The organism is Kaistia sp. UC242_56 (assembly GCF_044452255.1).
Lineage (GTDB): Bacteria > Pseudomonadota > Alphaproteobacteria > Rhizobiales > Kaistiaceae > Kaistia > Kaistia defluvii_A.
Window position 1 is genome coordinate 3,733,694 of the sequence record NZ_JBIOAN010000002.1, and the last position, 24,388, is coordinate 3,758,081.

At 63.7% G+C, this 24,388-nt stretch carries 18 protein-coding genes; 11 read left to right on the plus strand and 7 right to left on the minus strand.

The genetic code is table 11. The features are described from left to right. Positions 1–115: 115 nt before the first annotated feature. Genes ACHMWQ_RS20350 through ACHMWQ_RS20370 form a run of 5 tightly spaced genes read left to right on the plus strand, consistent with a single transcriptional unit; the run spans position 116 to position 5,896 of the window. A complete protein-coding gene (locus ACHMWQ_RS20350; RefSeq protein WP_396308858.1) occupies positions 116–580 on the plus strand; it encodes a hypothetical protein in 465 nt (154 codons plus the stop codon). Then, positions 531–1,286, plus strand: coding sequence for a hypothetical protein (locus ACHMWQ_RS20355; RefSeq protein ID WP_396308859.1), 756 nt, complete (start codon positions 531–533; stop codon positions 1,284–1,286). Before ACHMWQ_RS20350 ends, ACHMWQ_RS20355 begins: the two co-directional genes overlap by 50 nt. Further along, a complete protein-coding gene (locus ACHMWQ_RS20360) occupies positions 1,286–1,774 on the plus strand; it encodes a hypothetical protein (protein WP_396308860.1) in 489 nt (162 codons plus the stop codon). The genes ACHMWQ_RS20355 and ACHMWQ_RS20360 overlap by 1 nt, the downstream gene beginning before the upstream one ends. 10 nt (positions 1,775–1,784) lie before the next feature. Then, entirely contained in the window at positions 1,785–3,251 is a 1,467-nt protein-coding gene (locus ACHMWQ_RS20365; RefSeq protein WP_396308861.1) for a hypothetical protein, read from the plus strand. After that, positions 3,251–5,896: a hypothetical protein gene (locus ACHMWQ_RS20370; RefSeq protein ID WP_396308862.1), complete on the plus strand. Its 2,646-nt coding sequence runs from the start codon at positions 3,251–3,253 to the stop codon at positions 5,894–5,896. Before ACHMWQ_RS20365 ends, ACHMWQ_RS20370 begins: the two co-directional genes overlap by 1 nt. Before the next feature lie 376 nt (positions 5,897–6,272). Here the strand turns inward: ACHMWQ_RS20370 and cax are convergent, their stop codons facing one another. From cax to aspT (ACHMWQ_RS20395), 5 genes are all read right to left on the minus strand, one after another. Then, positions 6,273–7,364 (minus strand): calcium/proton exchanger, encoded by a 1,092-nt coding sequence (gene cax / locus ACHMWQ_RS20375; protein WP_396308863.1) that lies wholly within the window; start codon positions 7,362–7,364, stop codon positions 6,273–6,275. Between the two features lie 74 nt (positions 7,365–7,438). Beyond that, a complete protein-coding gene (locus ACHMWQ_RS20380) occupies positions 7,439–7,756 on the minus strand; it encodes a potassium channel family protein (RefSeq protein ID WP_396309497.1) in 318 nt (105 codons plus the stop codon). A 390-nt stretch (positions 7,757–8,146) separates the two neighbouring features. Beyond that, entirely contained in the window at positions 8,147–9,838 is a 1,692-nt protein-coding gene (gene aspT / locus ACHMWQ_RS20385) for an aspartate-alanine antiporter (protein ID WP_396308864.1), read from the minus strand. Between the two features lie 65 nt (positions 9,839–9,903). Further along, positions 9,904–12,633 carry a decarboxylase gene (locus tag ACHMWQ_RS20390; RefSeq protein WP_396308865.1) on the minus strand — a complete coding sequence of 910 codons (2,730 nt, stop codon included), beginning with the start codon at positions 12,631–12,633 and terminating at the stop codon, positions 9,904–9,906. A 158-nt stretch (positions 12,634–12,791) separates the two neighbouring features. After that, positions 12,792–14,483 (minus strand): aspartate-alanine antiporter, encoded by a 1,692-nt coding sequence (gene aspT, locus ACHMWQ_RS20395; protein ID WP_396308866.1) that lies wholly within the window; start codon positions 14,481–14,483, stop codon positions 12,792–12,794. 690 nt (positions 14,484–15,173) lie between these two features. Here aspT (ACHMWQ_RS20395) and ACHMWQ_RS20400 point away from each other — a divergent pair. The 6 genes from ACHMWQ_RS20400 to ACHMWQ_RS20425 all read left to right on the plus strand — a co-directional run bounded on the left by ACHMWQ_RS20400 (position 15,174) and on the right by ACHMWQ_RS20425 (position 22,033). After that, positions 15,174–16,358, plus strand: coding sequence for a porin (locus ACHMWQ_RS20400; RefSeq protein ID WP_396308867.1), 1,185 nt, complete (start codon positions 15,174–15,176; stop codon positions 16,356–16,358). Positions 16,359–16,459: 101 nt separating this feature from the next. Then, positions 16,460–18,064: a bifunctional aspartate transaminase/aspartate 4-decarboxylase gene (locus ACHMWQ_RS20405; protein ID WP_396308868.1), complete on the plus strand. Its 1,605-nt coding sequence runs from the start codon at positions 16,460–16,462 to the stop codon at positions 18,062–18,064. A 183-nt stretch (positions 18,065–18,247) separates the two neighbouring features. Continuing rightward, entirely contained in the window at positions 18,248–18,757 is a 510-nt protein-coding gene (locus ACHMWQ_RS20410; RefSeq protein ID WP_396308869.1) for a hypothetical protein, read from the plus strand. Between the two features lie 3 nt (positions 18,758–18,760). Further along, the gene (locus ACHMWQ_RS20415) at positions 18,761–19,993 is read left to right on the plus strand and encodes an HlyD family secretion protein (RefSeq protein WP_396308870.1); all 1,233 of its coding nucleotides are present in this window, start codon (positions 18,761–18,763) and stop codon (positions 19,991–19,993) included. A gap of 176 nt (positions 19,994–20,169) precedes the next feature. Continuing rightward, entirely contained in the window at positions 20,170–20,823 is a 654-nt protein-coding gene (locus ACHMWQ_RS20420) for a hypothetical protein (RefSeq protein WP_396308871.1), read from the plus strand. Between the two features lie 616 nt (positions 20,824–21,439). After that, a complete protein-coding gene (locus ACHMWQ_RS20425) occupies positions 21,440–22,033 on the plus strand; it encodes an FUSC family protein (RefSeq protein WP_396308872.1) in 594 nt (197 codons plus the stop codon). 285 nt (positions 22,034–22,318) lie between these two features. Here ACHMWQ_RS20425 and ACHMWQ_RS20430 read toward each other — a convergent pair whose 3' ends face one another. Both ACHMWQ_RS20430 and ACHMWQ_RS20435 read right to left on the minus strand, forming a co-directional pair. Next, positions 22,319–22,969: a 2-C-methyl-D-erythritol 4-phosphate cytidylyltransferase gene (locus ACHMWQ_RS20430; RefSeq protein WP_396308873.1), complete on the minus strand. Its 651-nt coding sequence runs from the start codon at positions 22,967–22,969 to the stop codon at positions 22,319–22,321. Between the two features lie 25 nt (positions 22,970–22,994). After that, the gene (locus ACHMWQ_RS20435; protein WP_396308874.1) at positions 22,995–24,344 is read right to left on the minus strand and encodes a sulfatase-like hydrolase/transferase; all 1,350 of its coding nucleotides are present in this window, start codon (positions 24,342–24,344) and stop codon (positions 22,995–22,997) included. Positions 24,345–24,388: the final 44 nt, after the last annotated feature.

Sequence of the window (24,388 nt, forward strand, 5' to 3'; positions counted from 1 at the left end):
TGGACGCCAGCAGCTCAAGGATTTTGTGCGATCTGACACCGCGCAGAGGCTGTTTTATCGCACACAACCGCCCCCCTATCCTGACGGTGAGATCAACCGTTGCGGGTGCCGCGTCTTGCTCGATCACAAAAACCGAGTTGCCGATATCGTCGACTGCTTACGCTCCGCGGCCGCCGGCGCGGATGTCGCTTGGTCGATCAGCAACGCCTTGGATCGCATGCGCTACGGACTTCACGGATCCCTCACGCCTGAAGACAGGGACGATATCCTCCGCGCCATCGTCACGGCCCATGGCGCGGCTCTCGCGAACCTTCCGGTATTTTCGCCAGCCCAGCTCGCTCTGGGCTTCGGCGCGATGGCGACCAAGGTCATGTCGGATTGTCAGCGTCACCGGGAGCTGCCCTTAGGCGCGTCTCTGGACCTCCATGACCGTCTCCGCATTTTCCAGTCTGAACTCGACATTGTCGCCCGGGAACAGGACATCGCTGGCCGGAGAAAGGCACGCGCGAACAAGAGCATCAACGTAGCCCTTGGGACTGCGTCGACCTCAGAAGCTCGGGAGGGCCCTGAAAATTTGTGATCCGCTCACCATCGCCGGCATCGCGCTCACCGCCGGTTCCACCGTCGCCAACAGCGTCGCCCAGGGCCAGGTCGCCCGGGCGCGCAACGACGCGCTGGCGGCCGAGCGTATCCGGCAGAACGGCTATGACCGCGAGACCGACGCGCTGAACACGCAGAGCCAGGATCGCTACCAGAATTTCAGCGAGCAGCAGGATCAGCGCGGCCAGGAACTCGGTGACTATTTCGCCGGCCAGCAGATCGAAGGTGCGAACGCCAACACGGCCGCCGCCCAGGAGCAGTCTGTGGCGCCGACCAGCTCGAACATCACGATGCGCGAAGAGCAGAAGCAGCGCGCCAATGCGACCGCCTTCACCGACGAGCAGGGCCGGCGCCTCGGCGATCTGCGCTCCTTCGGCGATCTGTTGGGCGGCATCGGCCGTGAGCAGGCCCGCGACGCGTCGCAGATCGGTCAGATCGGATCCTTTAAGCGCGGGTCGTCCGCGGTTCTGCCGTATGAGCTCGAGGCTGCGAACAGCGCCGGCGGCGGAGCCAAGATGTTCGGCGATCTGCTCGGACTGGGGGGCAGCTTCGCGACGGCGAAGGGGCTCAGCGCGGAAGACTGGGTCGGGAAGACATCGTCCGCCGGGACCACGATCGACACGATCGTCCCGCGGCCCAGACCGGCGCCATTTTCGTACAATCTCTATCCGACGGGAAAACGGTGATGCAGACCTCCTGTGAACGAGCTTGGGTTGAGGTCCGCGAATGCGAGGACCTATTCGTCCGCGCGGCAATGGGGGAGGACGTCATCGCCAATGTGGCTCAGGGCCTCAGCTCGGTGATATCCGCCCTCGAAGGCGGCACGGAGAGGCTGCAGCCATCGCAGGCGGATCAATTGATCTTGGCAATCTGCCACGCCGGGCAGCCCTTGGCCGAAGCGGTTCGACCGTCGCTCTCACACGAGTGCGTGCTTCTGGGGTTGAGCGGGGCCGTGGGGGTGGCTCGTCTCCTAGCCATGTCCCCTGCAGAAGCCCGGCGCGATCAGACCCTCGAGCTCGCAATGGACCGGTTTGACCATGCCGTTTTGCTGTCCTTTGAGCTCGCGGCGATCCTTCGGCGCCAAGCAATAAAGGAACGCGGCGGGGTGCTCGCCCGGCATATGGCCATCCATCGAGCTGCCGCAGCTGATGCGGCTAGCATGCTCATCCACTGAGGTCTGACCCATGGCAATTCGTTCGTCCGCATTTTTCAACGACCCCGCGCTGGCGCAGGCCGCCAGCAATCTCGCGCAGATCTTCGCCCCGCCGAGCGGCGCGGACGCTGCCGGCTGGGCCACGGCCAACGCCAAAAATGCCGAGGCGAAGAGGCTGGCAGACCTCTACAACGAGGCTCGCACCGCTGAAGGCTTCGACCAAACACGCTTTGACCGACAGAATATCGCTGTCGGCAACTATGCACCCAGCCAGAGCTATCACGCAGTCGATCTTGGCGACGCCACGACCCGCCGGGGGCAGGACGTCACGGCAGCCACCTTGATCACAAACAATCGGGCAGATAATCAGCGCGCTATCGTCAACAACGCTTATGGCGCGCTGAACCAGGGGCAGGTTCGCCCAGAACTGCCAACCGAGCTCGCCAGCGTCTTCGGCCTGCCGGCGATGCCGGAAGTTGCCGGCGCGCCCAAGCCGCTCAGCGAAACGGAGTGGAAGGCGCAAGAAGGCCAAGGCCTCCGCAGCCGGGGCCTGCTTTCCGATGCCGACATGCTGGACGCGATCGTGGGTGTGCAGACACCGGTCCAGGCCGTCGGCCCGAACAACCGGCCGGTCTTCATGACCCCGGGCGCCGCGACGCGCCAGGGCGCCGAACCGTTCATCAAGCCGAGTTCGGGCGCCGACACCGTCAGGAATTACGTCACGCCGGATAACCGAACAGGGTCGGCGCGTTATGACGAAAGCCTTCGCGACTGGGTCGATACGGCGACGGGCGAGCGGCTGGCGCAGGGCTCCCGCACCTATACGGGACAGCTCACGGGCGATGCCAGCGGCACTGGGTTCGGCAAGCCGACGGAGGCTTCTGACAAAGCCGGCATGTTCTACAATCGAGCGGCGCTTGCGAATGCCGGCATGGTCGACCTTCTCGGCAAGGGCTACCAGCCCAACGTGAGGGATTTCGAGCTGATGCACGGCGGGCCCGGCGACTATCTTCCGCTGTCGCTGACGAACTCGCTCGTCTCGGCAGACGGGCAGCAGTTCTACAACCAGGCGATGGGCTTCATGATGTCGACTCTGCGGCCCGACACCGGCGCCGCATTCGGCAAGAAGGAATTCCAGGATTACGCCCGCATCTTCATCCCGCTTCCCGGCGACACGCCAGAAACCATCGCGCAAAAGGACATGGCGCGCTCCACGGCATTGACAGCGCTCCAAGGTAATTCGCGCGGGTCGGCTGACGAGATCACGAAGCTGATGATGCGCAACGGCTTGGCCGTGCCCGACGAAATGCTGCGCCACATGCAGGTCGGCCCCGCCGCTGCTGGCGCCGATGCATCGCCGCGCGCAGCTGCCTCACCGCCTATCGCCCAAGCACCGACCGCGGCCGTGGACTATCTGCGCGCCAATCCCGGCGCAGCGGCACAATTCGATGCGAAGTACGGCGCCGGTTCGGCGGCTCGAATTCTTGGAGGCCAGTGATGGCGAATGTGTTCGATCAATTCGACGTGAAGCCGGCCGCCAACGTATTCGACCAGTTCGATGCGCCGGCGGCGCCGGAACCGTCCAGCACGCTCGGCGACGTCACGAAGAGCTTCGGCAGCGGCCTGGTGCGCGGCACGGCCGAGACCGCCATGCTGCCTGTGACCGCCAAGCGGCTCGCCGATAGCGGCGCCAACTGGCTGTTCGACAAGGGTGAGGGGCTGGTGCGCTCCGTCTTCGGCATGGATGATCCGTCGGCCGAGACGCTGGCCGCCCGCGACCAGGCGCGCGGTGTCATCGGCGCCATGGACGCGCCGATCTACGCCGGCCAGGACGCGATCCGCGGGGGCATGGACAAGGTGCTGCACAAGCCCGAAACGATGGCCGGAAAGTTTGCCAACACGATCGGCGAGTTCGCGGCCCCCGGCGCCATTCCCGGCAAGGCCGTCCGAACGGCTCCAACGGCGGCGCGCGCAATCGGGCGCTATGCCGGCGACGCGATCGGCAACGTCGTCGCGCCGGCCGTTCTCTCGGAGGGGGCCGGCCAGCTAACGGAGGGCACCGCGGCCGAACCCTATGCCCGGATTGTGGGCGCGCTATTCGGAAGCGGGGCGACGGCCGTCGCTCGCGGCTTCAATGCGCCCGACGCCATCGTGCGCCGCGCTGCGGGCAAGCTCGACGACGCGGATTGGGACGCCGCTCTCAACCTTCAGAACAACGCCACCGGCATCCGCCTGACGGGGCCGGAGGCGATTGCCCAGGCGACCGGCGGCGCCAGCGCGCTGCCGAACCTGCAGCGCGTGATCGAAGGCTCGACGGAAGGCCGCGCCGCGACCGCGCCGTTCTTCGCCGCGCGCCCGGCCCAGGTCGACACCGCCGTCGGGCGGGTGCTGGACAACATCGCGCCGCAGGACGCTTCGCCGTCCACGCTGGGGCTGCGCATGTCGCAGGCCGCGTCGAAGGCGATGGAGAACACGCCCGAGGGCCAGGATCTCGTCTCGGCCATCTTCGGTGCCGGTCCCCGCACGACCGCGATGGAAGCGGGCGACGCGATCCAGCAGCCCCTGCGTGGCGTTTTCGACCGTCGCGAAGGCATGCGAAACGCACTTGGCGACCAGGAATTCACGGCCGCTCGGCAGTCCGCGCCGACGATCCCCGTGGAAAGCCTCCAGCCCGAGGCGATTACGCGCGACCGCGGTGTCTTCTCGCTGAAGCCGCAGGCCGGCGCTGAAGGCGAAGTCGGCGCCATGGTGCCGCAGGTCGTGAAACAGGACCTGACGCCGCCCGCGCTGGAAAGCCAGATGGGGCCAGCGGCGATCCAGGCCGACCCGCGCGAGCTGCTGCGCTTCATCGACGATCAGCTGCCGAACGCGAAGGCCGCGACCACGACCGCGCTGGAGCGGGTGCGCGGGATGCTAATGGGGCCGAACGGCGCCCATACCAGCGTCGCCGGCCTCGATAATGCGCGCGGCGAGATCACCGCCATGATCACGGCCGCGAAGCAGAACGGCGAGGGCGTCACAATCGATATCCTGCGTAAGGTACAGCAGCAGCTCGATAAGACGCTGGAGAGCGTACCGGCCTATGCCAAGGCGCAGCAGGGCTTCCGCGCTGGCAGCAAGCCGCTGGAGCCGTTCCAGAACCCCGCGATGTCGAAGGCCATCGAGCGCGACGAGTTCAACAGCCATTTCCTGACGACGCCGGAGAACGTCCCGGCCACGCTTCAGGCCGGCGGCCCGTCGGCGGCGCGTGCCTTCAACGAGGTCGCGCCGCAGAATTCCCGCGTCGCCTACGAGAACTATCTGTCGACGCAGATCATGGACAGCGCCACCGATGCGTCTGGCAAGGTATCGGCTGACCGGCTCGCCATCGCGCTTCGCGACAACCAGGACCTGCTGTCGCAGTACCCGGCTGTGGCCGAGCGCCTGTCGGCGATCGTCGGCGCTGATGCCGGAATGGCAGGCCGCCGCGCCAGCCCGCTGGGCCAGATCGCCGGCACCAACAACACGGCGTCGGCCTCCGAAGCTTTGCTGCCGCGCAATCCGCAGACCGGATCCGCGGCCGAGCTGGGCGACACGGCGCGCCGCCTCGTGGCGGAGGCGCCCAGCGATACGGCCGCGACGGTCCGCCAGAACCTCGGCGACCGGTTCAGCAAGGCCGGCACGGAGACGATGGAAGGCAACCGCGAGTTCGCCGGGGCCAAGTTCCACAAGGACGTGGCCGGCAACCCGACGCGCGAAGAAGTGCTGGACGCGGTGCTGCGCGAGATGCCCGGCGCACCGAACGTGGACATGGCCGAATTGCTGGACGTGCTCCAGGCCACCGGTCGGCGCAAGCAGATCGGCTCGGCCACGGCCTTCAACGAAGGCATCAAGGATGAGATGTCGCGCGGCGGCGTGCTCGGCGCCGGCTCAGCCGCAGTCAAGACGCTCGGTCTGAACGTGCTGACCCGGCTGAACGACGCCGCCAAGCGCGGGGCGCAAAACCGTTCAATGGGTGCGCTCGCCCACATGTTCACGGATCCGCGTTCGGTTGAGCTCATCCGAGACACAACGATGCGGGGCATGCCGATCGATTTCGCCGAGGCCGTGGCGCGATCGACGGCTCAGACATTGCCTATCGTGGGGCGCGCCGCGGAGCGCTGATGCTCTTCGTAGGCGGCCCACATGTTCGGCTTTTTTGCGGGCCGCGCCATTCCCTCACGCAGCAGCGTACAAAATCCGCTGAGCAGGTTCGCTATGATGGCGATGGAAACGAGCCAGAGAAACACGGTCCACATTGGATAGACTCCCCATATTCATCAATGCTGCCAGGACCGCTAACTGTACTGGTTCGTTCTGCGCGCCACGATCTGGAGGGCGCCTTCCGGTAGCGGGCGCTGTAACGCCAAATCCTCGTTCGCCGGCGTCGCCATCCAGACATCGAACTCACACGGAGTTGCCAGAGTCCTGCTCTTTTGTACCTACTTGACTGGATGCTGAACTAACGGTCGGTCAGGCGGGCTATGGTAGTGAAAGATAGTCACAGTGTGGCTGGTGGGAGCAGGTAGAGCGTCATCGCGAACACGAGGTAGACCATCAGCACGAACACGCCGACGAACCACGCCGAGCGGCCGGCGCTGGTGATCAGAAACGCGGTTATCGTCGCCAGGAACACCATGATCACCGCCCCGCGCCAGAACCGCAGATCCATTGGGGTCGGGCCGATAACATAGCTTAGCAAGACCAGGACCGGCGCCACGAAGAGCGCGATCTGGGCAGCGCTTCCCAGCGCGATGCCGACACTGAGATCCAGCCGGTCCTTGCGCGCGCCGGAGAAGGCCGAGACCATCTCGGCCGCGCCTCCGACCAACGCGACGACGATGAAGCCGACGAAGGCAGGCGACATGCCGAACGTCTTCGCCGCCTCCTGAACCGACTCGACGAAGATCTCGCTGGTCAGCGCCACCAGCACGGTCACGCCGGAGAGAACGGCCAGCGCCAGGCCGATCGGCCATATGTCACCCACCGCTTCATGATGCGCCGCGCCGCTGAAGAATTCGCGGTGGGTCCAGAGCGAGAACAGCAGCCCCAACGCGTAGGTTCCGATCAGCAGAACCGAAAGCGCGACACTCAATTGCTGGATGAATGGCGGCGAGGAGCCTTGGGCGTCGACGATCGCGGAGGGAGTCATGATTGCGATCGCTGCTAGGAACAGTAGGCCGGTCTGCAGGCGCGCGCTTTCCCGGTTGAAGGCCTGCGTATGGTATTTAAGTCCGCCGAGAACAAACGACGCGCCGAGCATGAAGAGCGAATTGGCGACGATCGCGCCGGCGATCGATGCCTTGACGAGCGTGTATTGCCCTGCGCTCAGCGCCGCGAGAGCGATGATCAATTCGGTCAGGTTGCCGAGCGTCGCGTTGAGAAGCCCCCCGACCGCGTCGCCCGTTTTGGTCGCCACCGCCTCGGTCGCAGAGCTCAGCAACGTCGCCAGCGGTACGATCGCCAGGATCGAAATCACAAACAACATCGTGTGCGCTTCGGGCCAGAGCTTCCGGACGATGAACACGACCGGCACGAATGAGAGCAGCCAGAGAATGGGACTGGAGCGGATTTCCCGGAGTAAAAGGTTCATGGCTGCGATCCCTTGCTTCCTGTTTCTGAGACCTCTGCTGCCGCTCGTGGCGGCAGCTGTTTCGTCCCGGCCGCCTATTCCTGCTCGGGATATAGCGTCTCCGTAGCCCGTAGCGCCTGGACGCTGACGGCGGCGACAAGCCCCGTCAGCACGATGCCGGAAAAGCCGATCGCCATGGCTAGCACCCGCGCCGACAGATGTGTTGGGACGAAGTCGCCGTACCCGATCGTCAATCCGGTAACGAAGGTGAAGTACATCGACTCGTCTAACCGCCAGCCCTCGATACGTCCGACCAGCAATCCGCACCCGGCCATGGCAAGGAGAACGCCAGACAGGATTGGCCAAAGAATGCGGAGCTGCTGCCAGAGCGCAAGGACGAACCGGCGCCGCATCTTTCGCCGTTGGCGCGGCATGGGTTTGACTGATGGTTCTGAGCACATGGAACGCCCCCTTCCTGGATAGACACGCGGCGACCACGTCGACAGCCATGCCATTGCAGTGGCCGACCCGGTTGAAGCGGCTTGCGCCAGCCCGCGGCCCAAGCGGGCAATCGAAGGCGATGAGCGGGCCTGTCAGGTTGCATTTGGCCTTAGATCCTTTGGTCTTTCTTTCAAGGCCGATGTTTTCTCAGCGGGTATTTCGTTCGTCATCCCATCTGTCAAAGCTCTTGAGGGCAACCGGTGTGATCACACAGAACAGGAGCGCTGGAAACAGACGTATGCCCTTTCGGATCTGATGCCTGCTGGCACGCACCCAACACCCACCGACGCTACTGGTCGAAATCAACTTGCGATAACTCCGACGACCACCGTGCCCCATGTTGTCAGCAGGATGTGACCGATCGGCACCGCCGGGGTATAGCCGAGCACGGCGACCGGGCTGCCGGACCGTTCCTGGACCGCCGCCATGCCGGCCGTCATGGTCTGCGCTCCGGCGAGGCCGCCGAGCAGCAGGATCGGGTTCATGCGCAGCAGATAGCGCCCGACTAAGAGCCCGACGAACATCGGCATCAGCGTCACGACCATGCCGCCGAACAGCAGGCCGATGCCGGCTTCGGCAAGCGCGGAGGCGAAGACCGGCCCGGCATGCAGCCCGGTCATCGCCACGAAGGCAGCAAGACCCAGCGCCGTCATCAGCGAGACGGCGGCATCCGGTATGCGGCCGAACAGGGGGAAGCGCGTCCGCAGATGCCCGACCACCAGCCCGGCCAGAAGCGTGCCGACGCTGGTGCTGAGCGAGATGTGGAGGTCGCCGATCGGGAAGGCCACCAGGACGCCGACCAGACCGCCGAGGAAGATCGCGAGGCCGAGCACGACAAAATCCGTGGTCGTCGTCGGCACGATGACGACGCCGATCTGCTTGGCGGCTTCGGCGACGACGGGCTCCGGCCCGATCAGGCGCAGGATGTCGCCGCGTTCCAGGGTCACGCCCGGTCCGAGCGGAATCTCCTGGCCTCCACGGGTGATGCCGCCCAGATAGAGGCTCCGCGCCCATGCCGCCTGCGCGACGCCATCTATGCTGCGGCCAGCCAGTTTCCGGTTGGTCAGCAGCACCTCGGCGGCCGCGACCGGGATATCGAGCAGTTCGCGATCCTCGACCTCCTCGGCGCGCGGGTCGACGATGTCGACCAGCACTTCCCGGCGGCCCGATACGGCGATCACGTCGCCGACCTCGAACTTCAGATCCGGCCCCGCCTCCAGGATCGCGCCGCCGCGCCGCACGCGCTGGATGAAAAGGCGGTGTTCGGGGAATTTCGCCTCGGCCGCCTGCCGCGACAAGCCGACGATCGGCGCGCCCTCGGCGACGCAATAGGCGCGCAGTTCGAACCGGTGCCAGGCCGAGGCGACCCCGGCATGGGTGCGCTTGATGCCGAGCTCCTGCTCCAGCTTGAGCGCTTCGGCCTTTAGATCGATGCCGAGCAGTTTCGGCCCGACCACGCTGCAAAACAGGATGACGCCGATCGCGCCGAAGATGTAGCAGACCGCATCCGCCACCGCGATATGCGCGACCAGCCGCGCACGCTCCAGTTCCGGCAGCGGCAGCGCGTTGATCGCCTCCGTCGCCGTGCCCATAGCCGGGCTCTCGGTGAGCGAGCCGGAGACGAGGCCCGCGGCAAAGCCTGGATCGAGGCCAAGGATCTTCGCGACCGCGATCGCGGTCAGGAGGCCCGTGACGCAGACGACCACCGCCAGCACGACCGGCTTCATTCCGTCACGCTTCAGGGCCTGCAGGAATTGCGGCCCCACAGAATAGCCGATCCCGAACAGGAACAGCAGGAACAGGAAGGACTTCGCCATGGCCGAGACCGGCACCTCGGCAAACTGGCCTATCAGGATCCCGGCGAACAGCGACCCCGTGACCGGCCCGAGGCCGAAGCCGCCGACCTTGAACCCGCCGATCCAGTAGCCGAGGCTGATGGCGAAGAAGACCGCCAACTCGGGATATCTGACCAGGAACTGCTCAAGCCAAACCATGACGGACCCCTTCCCCACATGTTCGGTCCTGACCGTCGCACCGCCGCGGAACCAGCGGCGCGAAATCAGCGTTCCGCCCTGGCCCGGCGTTTCGCCTTGGCCAGCACGGCCTCGGGCTTTACCAGCTTCAGGCCCCTCGCCTTCTCGTAGCCATGGATTTCCTTCACATCGAGCTTACGCATGAAGTCGATCGTCTCCTGCGTCAGGACCTGGCCCGGCACCATGATCGGGAAGCCCGGCGGATAGGGAATGACGAAATTGGCCGAGACCATTTCCGGCCCCTCGCGCAGCCGCTTGTCGCACTCGGCGCCGTTAAGCGGCACATATTCGCAGATAGAGGCGTCATAGGCGTTGAAGAAGGCCGCGCGCATGTCGCCCTCTGGCGTGGCCTTGCCGGCATCGCCGCGATAGATCTCGTGGAAATGGCTGAAGTTCGGAAGGTCCGGCACGTCGGTCATCAGCGACTTGACCCGCCCCGCGAAGGCAGCGCGCTCGCCCTCGCCACCATCGGCCAGGCGCTTTTCGATACCGCGGCAGATCTCGACCAGAACCCGGATCAGATGCGCAACATCGCTGCGCGTGTTGTTGATGTTCGACTGCAGGAGCACGCTGTTGCGCGAGGTCTTGTTGAGCTGGATGTCGTAGTCATTCGCGAGCAGGCCCTTGAACTGGGTGCCATCGAAGCCGGCGGTGCCACAGACCAGCGTCATGCGCGTCGGGTCGAGATAGAACTCGTCCTCGCGCATCGCCTTCAGCACCGTGCCCCAGGTCGATCCCGCTGCCAGGTAGTCCTGGAAACCCGATTGCCGGTACGCCTCGGGAATCATCTCGTCAGCGCCAAGCACGCGAAAATACTTCGAGATCAATGGATGGGAATTGACCGCCCGACGGATCTTCAGCGCGATCTCGATCGCGTTCATCACCAGCCCGTAGCCTTCCAGCTCCATCTGCCGGCGCGCCACGTCGAGGCTGGCGATCAGCTGCTGGTTGGGGCTGGTCGAGGCGTGGGTAAACACGGCCTCGTGGAACTGCGCCTCGACGGTGTGGAAATCGACATCCTTGACCAGAAGCATCGAGCCCTGGCGGATGGCCGACATCGATTTGTGCGTGGAATTGGTCTGGTAGACGCGAAGCCGCACCCGGCTCGGATCGGGTATCAGGTGGGTGGCGAGGAGCGTCTCGTCGGAGGGATTGTCGCCGAGTTCGGCGCGCTGCTTCTCATAGGCGTCGACGGACGACGGATCGCGCAGCCAGTCCTCCAGATCCGCCGCCGCGCCCATAGCCGTGCGCGGACGCAGGAAGGGCGAGAAACGGGCAAAGCCGGACCAGGCCTCGTCCCACAGGAAGATCAGGTCGGGCTTGATCGCGAGGCATTCCTCCATCACCCGCCGGACATTGTACATGTGTCCATCGAAGGTGCAGTTGGTCAGGTCCAGCAGCTTCAGCCGGTCGAGGCGCCCCTCGGCCTTGAGCGCCAGCAGCGCGCGCTTGATGGTCGCGAGCGGCACTGCGCCATACATCGAATATTCCGTCATCGGAAAGGCTTCGACGTAATAGGGCTGCGCCCCGGTCAGCACCATGCCGTAATGGTGAGACTTGTGGCAGTTGCGGTCGACCACGGCGATGTCGCCGGGCGCCAGCAGCGCCTGCACCGCCATCTTGTTTGAAGTCGACGTGCCGTTGGTCACGAAAAACACATGGTCGGCGCCGAAGGCGCGGGCGGCCATCTCCTGTGCGCGCTTGATGTTGCCGGTCGGCTCCAAAAGGCTGTCGAGCCCGCCGGTCGTCGCGCTGCTTTCGGCCAGGAACAGGTTGAGGCCATAGAACTCGCCGAGATCGCGGATCCAGTCGGATTTGAACACCGACTTGCCGCGGGCAATCGGCAGTGCGTGGAACGTCCCGATCGGCCGCCGAGCGTATTTCTTGAGATTGTCGAAGAACGGCGTCTCGAACCGGTCCTGCACGCCTTCGAGGATGGCGAGATGCAATTCGAGCGGTTCCTCGACCGCATAGAAGATGCGTCGTACCGAATCCGCTGCCGGGTCGCCGGCGATGGTTTCCACCTGGCGGTCCGACAGCAGATAGACATCGAGTTCGGGCCGCACCCGCTTGAGCGTTCGCGACAGGCGCAGAGCCGACAGGTCGGGTCCCTCTGTCTCGCCTAACGGATCCAGCACCGAGCGGAGCACGGGCGCATCATGACGCGAGCGATACGGGAAGCCCTCCGCCAACACGACGGAGATGATGTCGGGGTTGAGGGCCACGGCGCAGAGCGCATCTTCGAACGAGCCGGCGAGCACCGGTTCGTAGATGAATGCGTCTTCCGGCCGGCGCAGCCTACGGATCTCCGCCGCGAAGGCCGGCCAGCGCGCGGCCGGCTGGCTGTTGACGAACAGTACCTCGAAATAGGGCCGGCGCAGGCCGGTCTCGCCGGTCGCGGGCGGCAGGACGTCGGCCACCTCGCCCGCCGCCATCTCGTCATGGACGTCCCATTCGCCGGCGCGATCGCGATAGGCATGGGTCAGCAAGCCGTTGGAAATCCGGCGAGCCAGCTTGGCCGTGCCGCCGGCATCGTTGGTGGCGATGCGCTCCGCCAGCGTCGCCAGTAAACGCCCGCCGGGATAGGCGTGGAACTCCTCCACCACCGCCAAGTCGGCAAGGGCCGCCTCCAGCGGGGCGCGCTTGCCATGACCGCCCGCCCATGCATCCGCGAGCCTAGTGATCTCGCGCCAGTTGTCGGCGCGGGCCGAATGAATGAGAAGGAATTGGTCGATCCGTGCGGTCTTGCCTGCCATGATGCGCCACCCAATGTTGCTCGCGCGTCAGCATGCTCACGCCGACGTCATCAAGATTTCCAAACGCTACGATTGCTTGCCTTCGCTGGCCGCCCCAACCGGCAGCCAGGATTCGCCATGGCAAGCCTGGCCTCGGCCGAACACGTCGACTTTGGTGGTCAGGCCAGCAACATCACCAGCACCATTCCCCAGATCGTCAGCAGTGTGTTGCCGACCGCATAGGTAACGGTATAGCCAAGCCCCGGGATTGTGCTCTTGGCACGGTCATTGATCATGCCGAGCGCGGCCGTCGTGGTGCGCGCGCCGGAACAGCATCCCAGCAGAATGGCCGGGTGGAACTTGAACACGTATCGGCCGACATACATTGCCAGCAGCAGCGGCACCGTCGTCGCGAAGATGCCCCAGAGAAACAGGCTGAAGCCGAGCTGCTGCAGGCCGGCGACAAAGCCCGGTCCTGACGAGATCCCAACCACGGCGATGAACATGTTGAGGCCGACCGAGTTCATGAACCAGACGGTGGAGGACGGGATGCGGCCAAAGGTCGGGTGCACGGAGCGCAGCCAGCCGAAAAACAGGCCGGAGATCAGCGCGCCGCCCGACGTGGAGAGGGTCAGCGGTACGCTGCCGATCTTGTAGACTAGCGCGCCGATCAGCGCGCCGATCGCGATCGCGGCGCCGATGAAGGCCACGTCGGCGATATCGCTCGGACGATCGGCAACGCCCAGCGCCTTCGCCGCCGCGGTCGTGTCCGGCGTCCGGCCGACGATGGTGAGGATATCGCCGCGGTTGATCTTGGTATTGGGCAGGATCGGTATTTCGGTCGCGGTGGCACCGCGGGCGATCTTGCGCAGGAACACGCCGCGCGCCGTCGGCCATTGCGCCAACTCGGCCAAGGTCTTGCCATCAGCCTGTTTGTTGGTCACCAGCACGTCAACGCCTTCGATCGGAACGGCCAGCAGTTCGCGATCGTCCACCTCGTCGGCCACGGGCCCGAGCAGGCTGACCAGAATGTCGCGCCGTCCGGCCACGGCGACGATGTCGCCGGCCTGGATCACGGTTTCCGACGTCGCATCCTCGATCCTGCCGTTGCGCCGGATACGCTCGATGAACAGGCGGTTGTCGGGAACCATCGACTCGGCTTCCCGCGCTGTCAGCCCCACGACGGGACCGCCCTCGCGCACCTTGTAGGCGCGCAGTTCATAGTGATGCCAGGCCGTGCCTGCACCGCCCTGCTGCCTGTTGCCGCCGTGCTCGGCCTCGTAACGCTTGCATTCCGCCTCGAGGTCAATGCGAAGCAGCGCCGGGCCGACCAGCGCCAGCACGATCGCGGAGCCGACCGTGCCGAAGATATAGGTCACCGCATAGGCGACCGGCATGCCGTCGAGGAGGCGCTTGGCCTCTTCCGGCGGCAGTCCCAGCCGATTGATCGCATCCGTCGCGAGACCCATCGACGCCGATATGGTCTGGGAGCCTGCATACAGGCCAACCGCCGAACCGACGTCATACCCTGCCAGTTTCGCCGCGACGAACGGCGCCGCCAGGCAAAAGAAACAGACAACAACGGCGAACAGGGCCTGCGGAATGCCGTCTTTCGCGATTCCGCGAACGAATTGCGGGCCGACGCCGTAGCCGATCGCAAACAGGAACAGCAGGAAAAAGGTCGCTTTGAGAGGCGGAGAAATCGTGATGCCGAGCTGCCCGATGATCACCGCGGCGATCAGAGTAGCGGTGACGGCGCCCAATCCCAGCCCCTTGAAAGTAAAGGAACCGAAGTAATATCCGAGCGCCAAAGAGATGAACAATGCGATTTCGGGATAGGTTCGAAGAGTGTTCGCAAACCAATCAAACATAGCGGTATTCCCCTATGAATCCGAACGGCCAGCAATAATTCTTATCTAAAAAACTTTGTATGCTAGACGGACATTACTCGCTTGCGCGATTCTTTCAAGCTGGTAATATCACAAATGACTTAAAGTAATAAAAATATTGTCTTATAGATAATCACAAATTCTAACTAAAAATAGACAAATATATTAACAACACATTTTCTATTTTGATGTATTGTTCAGTATTATTGGAGAAATACTTGAATGATACGGGAAAGTATCTCCGTAAAGCGAGTCTTATATAGTGTATCTGGCCTTGATCACCTGACGGCAAACATAGTGCCACACGACCATCTATGCCTAGAATCCTGCTTGCAAGCACGGTCAATACGGTTGTGCTCTGTCCTCGACTTACGCGCTCTCGTTGCATTGGGTTTCAGGGGCGTTTTAGACATCCTGGACTCCGGCAAGGATGGGCTTCATCGCGAAAATCGCAGACCCGCGCCGGCGAAGCCTTCTCGCCCAGCCTTTCTTGCCCGGCAGACGTCGCGCGGAGAAACGGGCGTGCCGACCTCAAGGCGCTTCCGGCTTCCTCAAAAGGGACTTCGGTCGGCCATCGACCCTCATGTTGCAGGCGCTTCGCGACTCCGCCCGGTTGAGGCGGGTGCCGGCCGGGCGCCGCTTGGAACGGAACGGGGCATGAGAGACACGCCAATGAACCACAACTTATGGACAGCGGCTGCGATCCTGCCGTTCCTCGCACTGGCTTTGGGCACGCCGGCCATGGCCGCCGATGCCGACGCGGCCAAGACGGAAGAGGTAGCCGCTCCGGCTCCGCCTCCCGCGACATGGATCCCCAAACTGCGCGCCGGGGACGCCGACAGCTACCTCGAGCTCTACGGGCAGATCAACAAGGGTTTGCTGATCTTCGACGATGGCGGCTCGACGCTGGGCTACGGCCCGGTCGACAACGGCAATTCGTCGACCCGTGCCGGCCTGCGGCTCTATGGCCGCGTCAACGAGGACTGGGGCATCGGCGGCAATCTCGAATGGGAATGGACGCCCTACTCGACCAACTACGTCAACCAGCTCAACCGCGGCGACTATGACTGGGACTCCAACCTGCTGCGCAAGGCGGAGTTCTTTATGGAATCAAAGACCTACGGAAAGCTCTGGCTCGGCCAGGGCAGCATGGCGTCCGATTCCTCGGCCGAGGTCGATCTTTCCGGCACGACGGTCGTCGGCTACGCCCTGGTATCCGACATGGCCGGCGGTCCGTTCTTCCGGTTCTCCGACGGGACGCTGTCCTCCGTGCAGGTCAAGGACGCGTTTACCGACTATGACGGCGTCGGCCGCAAGCTGCGCGCCCGCTACGACACGCCGCAATTCGCCGGCTTCAGCCTGTCGACCTCGGTCGGCACGCAGGTCGTGCCGGAGACGACGGATGTCACGGTTTGGGATGTCGCCGCGCGCTACGACAAAACCATCAACGACTTCAAGATCTCCGGCGCGCTGGCCTATTCCCAGCCGGCCTCCGACCAGTCGCTGATCGATGGCTCGATATCGATCCTGCACCAGCCGTCCGGACTCAGCCTGACAGTGGCCGCCGCCTATTCGGACGAAGAAGTGGTGGATGGCCGCTACGGCTATTTCAAGCTCGGATACCAGACCAAGATCTTTGAGGTGGGCAAGACCGCCTTTTCCGTCGATGCCTATTTCGGCGAAGACATCGACGCCGCCGACAGCAGCAGCGAGTCGTTCGGCTTCCAGGTCGTGCAAAATCTCGACTACCTGCAGACGGAACTCTACCTCGGCGGCCGGTCCTATTCCTATGACGAGCCTGGCAACAACCTCGACAAGAGCTACGCGGTTCTCGCGGGAGCCCGGCTGAAGTTCTGACGCGCCGCAAATTTCATGCAGATTGCTCGGGCTTCGACCCTGAGCGACGGAAGAGAGGCGAAGCGGGCAATCACGCCCGCTCAGTATTCTGGGAGCGCATCATGACGATCGACTACCGGGAATATGAGAAGATGAGCCCGTTCGAGATCAAGGACGGTCTGATCAAGCTTGCCAAACAGAGCGCCAAGAAGTCGGCGCATGCCCTGCTGAACGCCGGTCGCGGCAATCCGAACTGGGTAGCGACCGCCCCACGCGAAGGCTTCTTCCTGTTCGGCCAGTTCGCCCTGACCGAGTGCCGCCGCTCGATGGACGATCCGAAGGCCGGTCTGGCCGGCATGCCGCAGATGCCCGGCATCGCCGGTCGACTTTCAGCCTGGCTGGAGAAGCACGCTGCCATGCCCGGCGCCGATTTTCTGACGCGGATGGTCGATCATGGCGTCAAGGTGCTCGGCTTCGAGGCCGACGCCTTCATCTTCGAACTGGCAGATTCGATCATCGGCGACAATTATCCCGTCCCGGACCGGATGCTGGTCCATGCGGAGAAGGTCGCGCACCGCTACCTGATGTGGGCGATGTGTGGCGATAATCCGCCCGCGGGCAAATACGACCTCTATGCCGTCGAGGGCGGCACGGCGGCGATGTGCTACATCTTCAAATCGCTGATGGCCAACCGCATCCTGAAGAAGGGCGACACGATCGCGATCGGCACGCCGATCTTCACGCCCTATATCGAGATCGCCGAGCTCGAAGACTATGCCTTCGACGCAGTGCACATCAAGGCGGCGCAGGAGAACCGCTTCCAGTATTCCGACGAGGAGATCGAGAAGCTCGCGGACCCCAAGATCAAGGCGTTCTTCGTCGTCAATCCCGGCAACCCTACCTCGATGGCGATCGACCCGCCGACGATGAAGAAACTCGTCGACTTCGTAAAGACCAGGCGCCCGGACCTCATTCTCCTGACCGATGACGTCTATGGCACCTTCGTGAACGGCTTCCGTTCGCTGATGGCCGAGCTGCCGCACAACACGATCGGCGTGTATTCCTATTCGAAATATTTCGGCTGCACGGGCTGGCGCCTCGGCGTCATCGCGCTGCACGAGCAGAACATCCTCGACGACATGCTGGCCAAGCTTCCCGCCACGGAACTGGAGGCGCTCGACAATCGCTACATCTCGATCACGCTGGAGCCGCGCAAACTGAAGATGATCGACCGGATCGTCGCCGACAGCCGCGACGTGGCGCTCAATCACACCGCCGGCCTGTCGCTCCCGCAGCAGGTGATGATGACAATGTTCTCGATGAGCGAACTGATGGACAGTGAGAAGGTCTATCAGAAGGCTTGCATGGCGATCTGCGCCAACCGCGTCAACAGCCTGCTGGAAGGGCTGCCATTGGATCTGCAACCCAATGCCAATTTCGCCGGCTATTATGGCACGATCGACTTCGAATTCTGGCTGCGCCGATACCAGGGCGAGGAAATGGTGACCTGGCTCAAGGCGAACGTGCATCCGCTCGATCTCGTCTACCGGCTAGCCGAGGATCACTCGATCGTGCTTCTGAACGGCGGCGGCTTCGAGGCGCCGAATTGGAGCGTCCGCGTCTCCTTCGCCAACCTTCCCGACGATGTCTATGACGATATCGGCCGCGCCGTCCGAGCGGTCGGGCGTAGTTATGTCGATACTTTCCAAGCGCTGCAGAAAAAGTAACGCTCGACGGTCAGTAGCTGCGCCGAGCACGGGAGCCTGCCTGCGGAATAGTCCAGCTTGGGATATAAGAACAGGAGGGGATGAGAAATTCCCCTCCTTGCAACCGCCTGCCGGGTAGCCGTTTGAAGGCCAGCATCAGCAGGGCCGTTCCAGTCGCAGGACTTCAGGAGGCGAGGAAATTCGATGGACGATAAAATTCACCCGGTGGCGATCGAACACCTGCCGTTTTTCATCACCGCGCCGGGCCAGACGGACATCCTCTTCAACGTGATGGTCGTCTTCATGCTGGTGGCGATCCTTGTCGTCGGCAATCTGTACTTTCAGCTGCATGCCTTTCCCGAGCGCATGGCGCATCGCACCAATGTGGTGCAGATGGAAATCGTCGCCGTGCTGGCGCTGATCTCGCTCTTCACCCACAACCACCTGTTCTGGATCGCCGGCCTGCTGCTGGCGCTGGTCCGCTTCCCGGATTTCTCCAGCCCGCTGGGATCGATCGCCGGTTCGCTCGAGCGCATCGCCGGACAGCGCAACAGCGGCATGGATGAACCCACCCTGGCGGTCGGGCCGCACAGCACCCAGACACTACCATCGGCCCCACCTCCCGGCAGGCCCGCAGAGTCCGTCGTTTCCGACCTGGACGAACAGATACCCGGCCCAACCCCAGACGCCAACACGCCGAAAGAGGGACACTGAGCGATGCTCGAGTTGCTGCTCTGCTCGATGCTCACCATCCTTCCCGACTACCTCATTCGCCGTTACGGCCAGGGGAAGCGGATCGGTCGCGAGATCACCCTCTATTCGGTCTGGTACGAACTGCGCTGGGGCATCACCGCCTGCCTCATCCTGACGGTTTCGCTGATTACGCTGATCTTCTACTTCCACCCCTCGACCAAGAATGTCACCGCCGTCTTCCGCACCATCTCGATCCTGCCGGAGACGGCTGGCCGCGTCGCCAAGGTGTTCGTCGGCGTCAATGAGAAGGTCGAGGCGGGCGCCCCGCTGTTCCAGCTCGACGATTCCGAACAGCAGGCCGCGCGCGAATCGGCCCAGCGCCGCATTGCCGAGATCGATGCCGAGGTGAAGGTCGCGGAAACCGAGCTCGCCTCCGCCGATGGCGCCATCCGGCAGGCGGAGGGCGCCTATCAGCAGGCCCTGAACGAGCTGGAAACCAAGCAGGAGCTGATGCGCCGCAACGCCAACGTCGTCGCCACGCGCGAGATCGAGCGATTGCAGGTCGCCGCCGATGGCCGCCAGGGCGCGGTCGATGCGGCGATCGGCAATAAGCGCACGCTGCAGTCGCGGCTCACCTCGCTGCTTCCGGCCCAGCGCGCCAGCGCCGAAGCCGCCCTCGCCCAGGCGCAGGTCGAACTGGACAAGATGCTGGTGCGGGCGGGCGTCGCCGGCACGCTGCAGCAGTTCACGCTGAGGCCGGGCGACGTCGTCAACCCGATGCTGCGGCCCGCCGGCATCCTGGTTCCGGCCGAGGCCGGGCGGGTCGCCCTGATCGCCGGCTTCGGCCAGATCGAGACCCAGGTGATGAAGGTCGGCATGATCGCCGAGGCGACCTGCATCGGCAAACCCTTCACCATCCTCCCCATGGTCGTCACCCAGGTTCAGGATGTCGTGGCATCGGGCCAGTTCCGTCCGACCGACCTGCTGATCGACGTCCAGAAGCTCGGTCAGCCCGGCTCGATCACCGTCTATCTGGAGCCGCTCTATCCCGGCGAGCTGGAAGGCGTCCCGCCGGGCGGAAGCTGCATCGCCAACGCCTATACCAACAACCATGATGCGCTGGCGGACAAGAACATCAGCGGGCCGCGCTGGCTGTTCCTGCATGTCGTCGACGCCGTCGGTCTCGTGCATGCCATGATCCTGCGCATGCAGGCCATCCTGCTACCCGTGCAGACGCTGGTCTTCAGCGGACACTGACAAACTTCCATACTGGCTCAGGACGGATGCGGAGCGCCATTCCTAGGAACACTGCTGCATTGCTACGGGATAGGATACACGCTGAGGAGGCAAATGCGGCGCCAGGCCGCCCAGACGACATCACAACCCGATTGACCGTCGCCGGACTTCAACCGAAAGCGTCGAGTTCGGCAGAGATGGAAGCGCTGCTCCGCGTGGCCACTACAGTCATAAAGTTGCCCATTAAGTCAATTTCCGTTGCCGTGGCCGCATCCGTTATGCTTCTGACGGCCTCAGTCGCAGTTCGCGCGCAGGACGTGCCGGCAGCGCCGGACATGCCGCCCGCCGTCGACATCTATTCCGACATCGACGCCAAGGCCGTTCTCGATGCTCGGCTGTGGGCCGCAGCGGTCTGTTCGCTCGTGTTGATTGCCAAGGAGAGGCTCGGGGGGGCGCTCGCTGAAGATCCTGGAAGTGGGAACGTTGATCCTTTTCGCCGGCCTAGCGGTAGTCACGACCGTCGCGCGTTTCGACTGGACGATACCGCTGGTGCGACTGGTGGTGGATTCCGGGCTGCTGGTGATTGTATTGGTCTCGCTAGCCATCGGTCTCCCTTCACGCTGCAATATGCCCGCGAGACCACCAGCCCGGAGATCTGGAAGCATTCGGAATTCATGGCGGTGAACCGGCGTATCGCACTGGTATGGGCGGCTGCCTTCGCGGTCCTCGTCCTGGCGGATGCGGGAATGGCGTTCCTGCCCCAGATCCCGCATGGGGTGATGATACCTGTGACGGTAGCGGCGCTATTATTCGCGTTCAAGTACACCGCCCAGAGCACGAAGGCGTCTTAATTCAATCTACGAGGCGTCAGCCCACCCAACATCCGCGGCTCAGAAGGTGGCTAAAGGTCGGGGTTCGGAATCGAGGCAACTTTTGACAAACTCGCCTACCAATCCCACGGACGCTGAAGCGGATAGACCGCCCAGCCTGCACGAGGAACGAGGCCGCGGCATTGTCAGCATTGCACACTGGCTCGACCGCATCGATCCCGGGACACACCGCCGCATAAAGGGCCTTCGCCTCGTCACCGCCTATGCAATCGCTGCCATGCTGGTGCTCTGCCAGCCATCAAGGCGGGTCTCACCGGTGGTTCGTCGTTGAGCGCGATGGCCGGAGGGTTCGCGCTTTGGGCAAGTGTTTCGGAAGGCAGATCCAACCGAGCCGATTCCGCCAGGGACTTGATGGCGCTGTGCGCAGCTGCAGGGTTGGGCGCCGCAATAATGGTCATCGTTTCCTCGCTTCTGGACGCGCCCGCGCCTCCGGGGTGCGGAATCGATACTCATCACGGGCGCATTCGCGGTCGGATATCTCAAGCGGTTTGGAAACCTCGGCGCCGGCATCGGTTCGCAGATCTACATTGGTCAGCTACTGGCTTACAGCTCGGGCCTGACATCGGCCGACCTACCGATGATCCTGCTTGCGACGCTCATCGCTTCCGTTGCCTCCGCCGTTCCTCGGATCCTGAGTGGCCCGGCGGAGCATCCCATTCTGCCATCGCCGTCCAGCCCAGCGCTCGGACCCTTTGGAACACCACCCGAGCTCGTCATGGGCGCGCAAGCGGCCCTCGCAGCTGCGGTCATCATTTCTCTCGGTCACTATGTGAAACTAGAGGAGTCCGCCTGGGCCATCACAGCCTGCACCTATGTGATTGCTACCTCGACCGCGAGCACAATGGAACGGGTGTGGCGCAGGATCGCCGGCACGGTGGTAGGCGTCCCGCTGGCTGTCGCCTTCCTGCCGCTTGCGGCGGACGCACCGATGCTAGTATGGGCGGCGGCCGCTCTTGCAATGATCATCTACGCTATGGCCCTGCCAAACCGGTACGACATCGCCTGCGGCGCATATGCCTTCACTCTTGTCGTGACGCTGGCCGTTTCCGGCGAGCATTCGATGCCGGTGTTCCTGTCGCGAATTTGGGAAACGGTATTAGGCGGCGGACGGCCTGACAATCGCCCTGCTCTTTCTGCCGTTGAGGGATGCGCAACCTCGCGCCGGGCGTGACAAGCAGTGGCCGCGCTGACAGGACATAAATCTGGCGCGGGTCAAAGCTGAGGCGACGGCGGGCTAATGGTGGCAGTCTCGACCTTCTGGGCTCGAGCGCTTCGATCCCCGCGTCGAGGTCGAACCGCGCACCGCGCAGCCAGAGCCCCTCGGGCGTCTTCGTCGGCACGACCTGAACCGGTTTGGTAAGCTTGGTTCGGATCACCGCTTCCGGTGGCCGGATCGGGCGGTGGCACGTCTTACTTTGTGCTACACCCGGTGCGGCGCCAGCTGTTGCTTTCGCTTTCAGCGACCCGTCCGGCTCTTCTCCAACGCGACCATGGCCTCTGCCAGCTCGAGATCCGCGGGGCTGGTGATCTTGATGTTGCGCGGGCTGCCCTCGACGAAGGTCGTACGGATACCCGCGACTTCAAGCACTTCGAGCAGGCTCGGATCCTGCGACACATCCGCCGCATCTAGCGTGCTGTAAGCCTGGCGCACTGCTTCCGCAGAGAAGACGATAGGCTTCTGGCCTATCAGTACACCACCTGGCGCATGCATGATCTCGCCATCGAGCCGGTAAAGGTATTCCGTGTTGACGATGCCGGGGGCTGCAGCCCCCTGCGTCTTGGCGGCCTCGATCAGCAGAGATACGGAGGCAACTGTCACGAAAGGATGCACGACGTCATGCAGGATCAGCCATGGCGCCGTCGCTTCGCCGATCAGCTTGCGGGTCGTCTCGCTGCGCGTCGCGCCGCCGGCGATCAGCGAGACACCGGGACCGCTGACCAGCGAGCGTGCGCGGCTGAGATCTGCGGCGGGAACAGCGATCACGATGCTCTCGACGAGGTCGCGGAAGAGCGCGACCGAGCGTTCCAACAAGGTCTCGCCATCGAGGCGAACGAACGCCTTGGGCCCGAGGCCGAGGCGCGATCCGCTGCCGGCGGCCTGGATCAAGGCCTGGGCGGCGTCGCGCCGCCGATCAAACCCGGACATGGTCACTCCGTCGAAACAGGTAACGCAGAAGCCTACTTAGAGACCGCCTGATGGCTCTGCCGCGCCCTCGGCGACCATCCCGGCCCCCGGCGAAGAACGACTCCTCGCCGTGCCGGTTGATCCTGTCGAAGCAGGCGGGATCAAGCGGGTTCACGACACGCGGCGCGCGAGCGGCGATATAGTCCTGCTTGCCGGCCAACCAGTGGCGCAGCGCAGCGCACAGGCGCTTGAAATCCCTGCGGACCGTATCGTCCCGCTCCAGCATGGCGCCGACAGCCCTGGAAAAATGCTGGTGGGCGCCGCTCACGTCTCGGAACGTCAGGCTGCCATCACGTTCGAGATCGAAGAAATGCAGGAGATTGCAGTGATTACCGGGATCGAGCCGGTGATTGAACATCTCAAGCCCGCGCGAACTCACCATCAAGGTGTGTGAGCCGTCATGGACAGAGAAAGCCTTGCGGATGTCCATTTTTAACGCATCGGGCTGATTGGCGGTAAAGTTCTGCGAGAAAGCGAATTGCCGCCGCGGCGCAGAAGCGAGGCTCTTGCCAGATCCTGCAAACGGCAACTCCGGTGTGACGCCGAGAAGATCGAAGCAGGTGGCGGCGAGGTCGATTGTGCTGGCGAGGCCATGGTCATTGCCGGGGGTCAGGGATGCGTCGCGGATCATCAGCGGGCAGTGCACGATCTCGGTGTGTGGCTCGACGCCGTGCAGCAGCCCGCTCTTGAAGCCATGGGACCAGTAGTCGTCGCCATGGTCCCCAAAAATGACGATTGTCGTATCCCCCAACAGCGACTTCCGTTCCAGCAGGTCTAGCATCCCGCCGAGCGCGTGGTCGGCCACCGCACAGGCGCCACCGATGAGATCGTCGAGCCCTTGGGCATACGGCCCCAGCGCCATTGCATGCTCAACATGCGTCACCAGGTTCCAGACATAGATTGCGAAACGATCTGCGTCGGTCGCCTCGTCGACCTTCTGCAGCAGCGCACCGAAATCGTTGGTCGTCCAAACGGGCGGAAGCGTCTCGGCGAGAAGCGGTAGCATCTTCTTGCCCGGCTGCATGCTGACACCGAGAAATTCGGTTCGATATCCCGCCCTGCGGAGTGTCGAGAACAGGCTTGGATTGTTGGCAGCGGGCTTGGCGATGCCGAGGGCCGTGTCCATCTCGCAGTCATTGCCATGAAAAAGATAGGCGAGGACCATCTGGGTCGATGTTGCTGACGAGAAGTAGGACCGGTGGACCCGCGATTGCGGCATGAATCGGTTGAGATTGGGGAACGCCTCCGGAAACGACTGGAGCGTTCTCCAGGCAATGCTCTCCAGATGGAGAACCACAAGATTCCTAGGTTTCACGGAACGGCAAGCTTTGCAAAAAGGCG

What these genes read in the sequence shown, in the direction of transcription:
- ACHMWQ_RS20360 (WP_396308860.1), top strand. Translation starts at nt 1,286, where the DNA reads ATGCAGACCTCCTGTGAACGAGCTTGGGTTGAGGTCCGCGAATGCGAG.
- ACHMWQ_RS20365 (WP_396308861.1), top strand. Translation starts at nt 1,785, where the DNA reads ATGGCAATTCGTTCGTCCGCATTTTTCAACGACCCCGCGCTGGCGCAG.
- ACHMWQ_RS20370 (WP_396308862.1), top strand. Translation starts at nt 3,251, where the DNA reads ATGGCGAATGTGTTCGATCAATTCGACGTGAAGCCGGCCGCCAACGTA.
- cax (WP_396308863.1), bottom strand. Translation starts at nt 7,364, where the DNA reads ATGAACCTTTTACTCCGGGAAATCCGCTCCAGTCCCATTCTCTGGCTG.
- ACHMWQ_RS20380 (WP_396309497.1), bottom strand. Translation starts at nt 7,756, where the DNA reads ATGCGGCGCCGGTTCGTCCTTGCGCTCTGGCAGCAGCTCCGCATTCTT.
- aspT (WP_396308864.1), bottom strand. Translation starts at nt 9,838, where the DNA reads ATGGTTTGGCTTGAGCAGTTCCTGGTCAGATATCCCGAGTTGGCGGTC.
- ACHMWQ_RS20390 (WP_396308865.1), bottom strand. Translation starts at nt 12,633, where the DNA reads ATGGCAGGCAAGACCGCACGGATCGACCAATTCCTTCTCATTCATTCG.
- aspT (WP_396308866.1), bottom strand. Translation starts at nt 14,483, where the DNA reads ATGTTTGATTGGTTTGCGAACACTCTTCGAACCTATCCCGAAATCGCA.
- ACHMWQ_RS20400 (WP_396308867.1), top strand. Translation starts at nt 15,174, where the DNA reads ATGAACCACAACTTATGGACAGCGGCTGCGATCCTGCCGTTCCTCGCA.
- ACHMWQ_RS20405 (WP_396308868.1), top strand. Translation starts at nt 16,460, where the DNA reads ATGACGATCGACTACCGGGAATATGAGAAGATGAGCCCGTTCGAGATC.
- ACHMWQ_RS20410 (WP_396308869.1), top strand. Translation starts at nt 18,248, where the DNA reads ATGGACGATAAAATTCACCCGGTGGCGATCGAACACCTGCCGTTTTTC.
- ACHMWQ_RS20415 (WP_396308870.1), top strand. Translation starts at nt 18,761, where the DNA reads ATGCTCGAGTTGCTGCTCTGCTCGATGCTCACCATCCTTCCCGACTAC.
- ACHMWQ_RS20420 (WP_396308871.1), top strand. Translation starts at nt 20,170, where the DNA reads ATGGAAGCGCTGCTCCGCGTGGCCACTACAGTCATAAAGTTGCCCATT.
- ACHMWQ_RS20425 (WP_396308872.1), top strand. Translation starts at nt 21,440, where the DNA reads ATGATCCTGCTTGCGACGCTCATCGCTTCCGTTGCCTCCGCCGTTCCT.